This window comes from Pseudomonas sp. K5002 (assembly GCF_013386655.1).
In the GTDB taxonomy this organism is placed as follows: Bacteria; Pseudomonadota; Gammaproteobacteria; order Pseudomonadales; family Pseudomonadaceae; genus Aquipseudomonas.
Map to the genome: position 1 here is coordinate 1 of NZ_JACARK010000944.1, position 4,156 is coordinate 4,156.

A 4,156-nucleotide genomic window follows, 5' to 3' on the forward strand; every position below is an offset into this window, starting at 1 on the left:
AGGATGCGTTCAAGCGCGACATGCCGGGCCGCCTGGTCGGCGTCTCCGTGGACCGTTTCGGCAAGCCGGCCCTGCGCCTGGCCATGCAGACCCGCGAGCAACATATCCGCCGCGAGAAGGCCACCAGCAACATCTGCACCGCCCAAGTGCTGTTGGCCAACATTGCCAGCATGTACGCCGTGTACCACGGCCCGAAAGGCCTGACCCATATTGCCAACCGCATTCACCACCTGACCGCGATCTTCGCCAAAGGCTTGGGCGCATTGGACCTGGCGGTTGAACAAGCCCACTTCTTCGACACCCTGACCATCAAGACCGGCGCGCAAACTGCTGCCCTGCACGACAAGGCTCGCGCCCAGCGTATCAACCTGCGTGTGGTCGACGGCGAACGCGTTGGCCTGTCGGTGGACGAAACCACCTCCCAAGCCGACATCGAAACCCTGTGGAGCGTGTTCGCCGGCGGTAAAGCCCTGCCGGACTTCGCCGCATTGGCTGCCAGCGTTGAAAGCACCCTGCCGGCCGCGCTGCTGCGCCAGTCGCCAATTCTCAGCCACCCGGTGTTCAACCGTTACCACTCCGAAACCGAGCTGATGCGCTACCTGCGCAAACTGGCCGACAAGGACCTGGCCCTGGATCGCACCATGATCCCGCTGGGCTCGTGCACCATGAAGCTCAACGCCGCCAGCGAAATGATCCCGGTGACCTGGGCCGAGTTCGGTGCCCTGCACCCGTTCGCCCCGGCCTCGCAAAGCGCCGGCTACCAGCAACTGACGACCGAACTGGAAGCCATGCTCTGCGCGGCCACCGGTTACGACGCGATTTCCCTGCAACCGAACGCTGGTTCCCAGGGCGAATACGCCGGCCTGCTGGCCATCCGTGCCTATCACCAGAGCCGTGGCGAAGAACGCCGCGACATCTGCCTGATCCCGTCGTCGGCCCATGGCACCAACCCGGCCACCGCCAACATGGCCGGCATGCGCGTGGTGGTCACCGCCTGCGATGCACGCGGTAACGTCGACATCGAAGACCTGCGTGCCAAGGCTATCGAGCACCGCGAGCACCTCGCTGCGCTGATGATCACCTACCCGTCCACCCACGGCGTGTTCGAAGAAGGCATCCGCGAAATCTGCGGGATCATTCACGACAACGGCGGCCAGGTGTACATCGACGGCGCCAACATGAACGCGATGGTCGGCCTCTGCGCCCCGGGCAAGTTCGGCGGCGATGTATCCCACCTGAACCTGCACAAGACCTTCTGCATTCCCCACGGTGGTGGCGGCCCGGGCGTCGGCCCGATTGGCGTCAAATCCCACCTGACGCCGTTCCTGCCCGGCCATGCCGCGATGGAACGCAAGGAAGGCGCGGTCTGCGCCGCACCGTTCGGCAGCGCGAGCATCCTGCCGATCACCTGGATGTACATCAGCATGATGGGCGGCGCGGGCCTCAAGCGCGCTTCGCAGTTGGCGATCCTCAACGCCAACTACATTTCCCGTCGCCTGGAAGAGCACTACCCGGTGCTGTACACCGGCAGCAACGGCCTGGTGGCCCACGAATGCATCCTCGACCTGCGCCCGTTGAAAGACAGCAGCGGCATCAGCGTGGATGACGTGGCCAAGCGCCTGATCGACTTTGGTTTCCATGCGCCGACCATGTCGTTCCCGGTGGCTGGCACCCTGATGATCGAGCCGACCGAAAGCGAATCCAGGGAAGAACTGGACCGCTTCTGCGACGCGATGATCGCCATCCGCGAAGAAATCCGCGCGGTGGAAAATGGCTCGCTGGACAAAGACGACAACCCGCTGAAAAACGCGCCACACACTGCCGCGGAACTGGTTGGCGAATGGAGCCACCCATACAGCCGTGAACAAGCGGTGTACCCGGTGGCGTCGTTGATCGAAGCCAAGTACTGGCCGCCGGTTGGCCGGGTCGACAACGTGTTTGGCGATCGCAACCTGGTGTGCGCGTGCCCGTCGATCGAAAGCTACGCGTAACCTGATGTGGGAGCGGGCTTGCTCGCGAATGCGGAGTGTCAGTTGATACATCTGGTGACTGACCCACCGCTTTCGCGAGCAAGCCCGCTCCCACATTGGACCGCGTACATCCGATCAATAATAAGAAACCGGAGAACAACCATGTCTTTAAGCGTGTTCGACCTGTTCAAGATTGGCATCGGCCCCTCCAGCTCCCACACCGTCGGCCCGATGCGCGCTGCCGCTCGATTCGTCGAGGGACTGAAGCGCGACAACCTGCTGGGCGCCACCACCTGCGTCAAGGTGGAGCTCTACGGCTCACTCGGCGCCACCGGCAAAGGCCACGGCAGTGACAAGGCCGTATTATTGGGCCTGGAGGGCGAGCACCCGGACACCGTGAACACTGAAACCGTTGCCGCCCGCCTGTTGGAAATTCGCGGCAACGCACGCTTGAACCTGCTCGGCGAACACAGCATTGCGTTCAACGAGAAAGAACACCTGGCGATGATTCGCAAACCCCTGCCCTATCATCCCAACGGCATGATCTTCCGCGCCTTCGACGCCGCCGGCTTGCAGATTCGCAGCCGCGAGTACTACTCGGTGGGCGGCGGGTTTGTGGTGGATGAAGACGCCGCCGGCCACGACCGGATTGTCGAAGACGCCACGCCCCTGACGTTCCCGTTCAAAAGTGCCAAGGACTTGCTCGGCCATTGCGCCACCTATGGGCTGTCCATCAGCCAGGTGATGCTGACCAATGAAAGCGCCTGGCGCCCGGAAGCGGAAACCCGCGCCGGCCTGCTGAAGATCTGGCAGGTGATGCAGGACTGCGTGGACGCGGGCTGTCGCAACGAAGGGATTTTGCCCGGAGGCCTGAAGGTCAAGCGCCGCGCCGCCGCGTTGCATCGCCAACTGTGCAAGAACCCGGAATCGGCGCTGCGTGACCCGTTGTCGGTGCTGGACTGGGTCAACCTGTACGCCCTGGCGGTCAACGAAGAAAACGCCAATGGCGGGCGCGTGGTGACGGCGCCCACCAACGGTGCGGCCGGGATTGTGCCGGCGGTGTTGCACTACTACATGCGCTTTATCCCGGGGGCCAGCGAAGACGGAGTGGTGCGCTTCCTGCTCACCGCCGCAGCCATCGGCATTCTGTACAAGGAAAACGCCTCGATCTCCGGCGCCGAAGTCGGCTGCCAGGGGGAAGTCGGCGTGGCCTGTTCCATGGCCGCCGGCGCCCTTTGCGAAGTGTTGGGCGGTACAGTTTCCCAGGTGGAGAACGCCGCCGAGATCGGCATGGAACACAACCTCGGCCTGACCTGCGACCCCATCGGCGGCTTGGTGCAGGTGCCCTGCATCGAGCGCAACGCCATGGGTTCGGTCAAGGCCATCAATGCGGTGCGCATGGCCCTGCGCGGCGACGGGCAACACTTCGTGTCCCTCGACAAGGTCATCCGCACCATGCGCCAGACCGGCGCCGACATGAAAAGCAAATACAAGGAAACCGCCCGTGGCGGTTTGGCGGTCAACATTATCGAGTGCTGACGCCTATAAGCGCGTCCGCACGTTTTTCAGGAGCTGAATATGTCCACCGAAACCCTGTTGAAAACCCCGTTGCACGCCCTGCACATCGAACTGGGCGCGCGCATGGTGCCCTTCGCCGGCTACGACATGCCGGTGCAATACCCGCTGGGCGTGATGAAAGAACACCTGCACACCCGTGAACAAGCCGGGTTGTTCGATGTGTCGCACATGGGCCAGATCCGCCTGACCGGCGCCGGTGCCGCCAAGGCCCTGGAAACCCTGGTGCCGGTGGACATCATCGACCTGCCGGTGGGCATGCAGCGTTATGCGATGTTCACCAACGAGCAAGGCGGCATCCTGGATGACCTGATGGTCGCCAACCTGGGTAACGACGAACTGTTCCTGGTGGTGAACGCTGCCTGCAAGGACCAGGACCTGGCCCACCTGCGCCAGCACATCGGTGACCAGTGCACCATCGAACCACTGTTCGAGGAACGCGCCCTGCTGGCCCTGCAAGGCCCGGCTGCCGTCAGCGTGCTGGCGCGCCTGGCGCCGGAGGTCAAGCACATGACCTTCATGCAATTCGCACCGACCCGCCTGCTGGGCGTGGACTGCTACGTCAGCCGCTCGGGCTACACCGGCGAAGACGGCTTCGAAATCTCGGTACC

General features: G+C 63.5%; 2 protein-coding genes and 1 pseudogene. All 3 read left to right on the forward strand.

Annotated elements, in window-relative coordinates:
- The coding region (gene gcvP / locus HX846_RS31440; RefSeq protein WP_178966890.1) for an aminomethyl-transferring glycine dehydrogenase at positions 1–1,991 on the forward strand (1,991 nt) is incomplete at its 5' end.
- 141 nt (positions 1,992–2,132) lie between these two features.
- On the forward strand, positions 2,133–3,509 hold the full coding sequence (locus HX846_RS31445) for an L-serine ammonia-lyase (protein WP_087692646.1): 1,377 nt from the start codon (positions 2,133–2,135) through the stop codon (positions 3,507–3,509).
- 39 nt (positions 3,510–3,548) lie between these two features.
- A pseudogene (gene gcvT, locus HX846_RS31450) lies at positions 3,549–4,156 on the forward strand (glycine cleavage system aminomethyltransferase GcvT); the annotation flags it as partial.

Excerpts from the sequence above, each read along its gene's own strand:
- HX846_RS31445 (WP_087692646.1), top strand. The coding sequence starts at position 2,133 with ATGTCTTTAAGCGTGTTCGACCTGTTCAAGATTGGCATCGGCCCCTCC.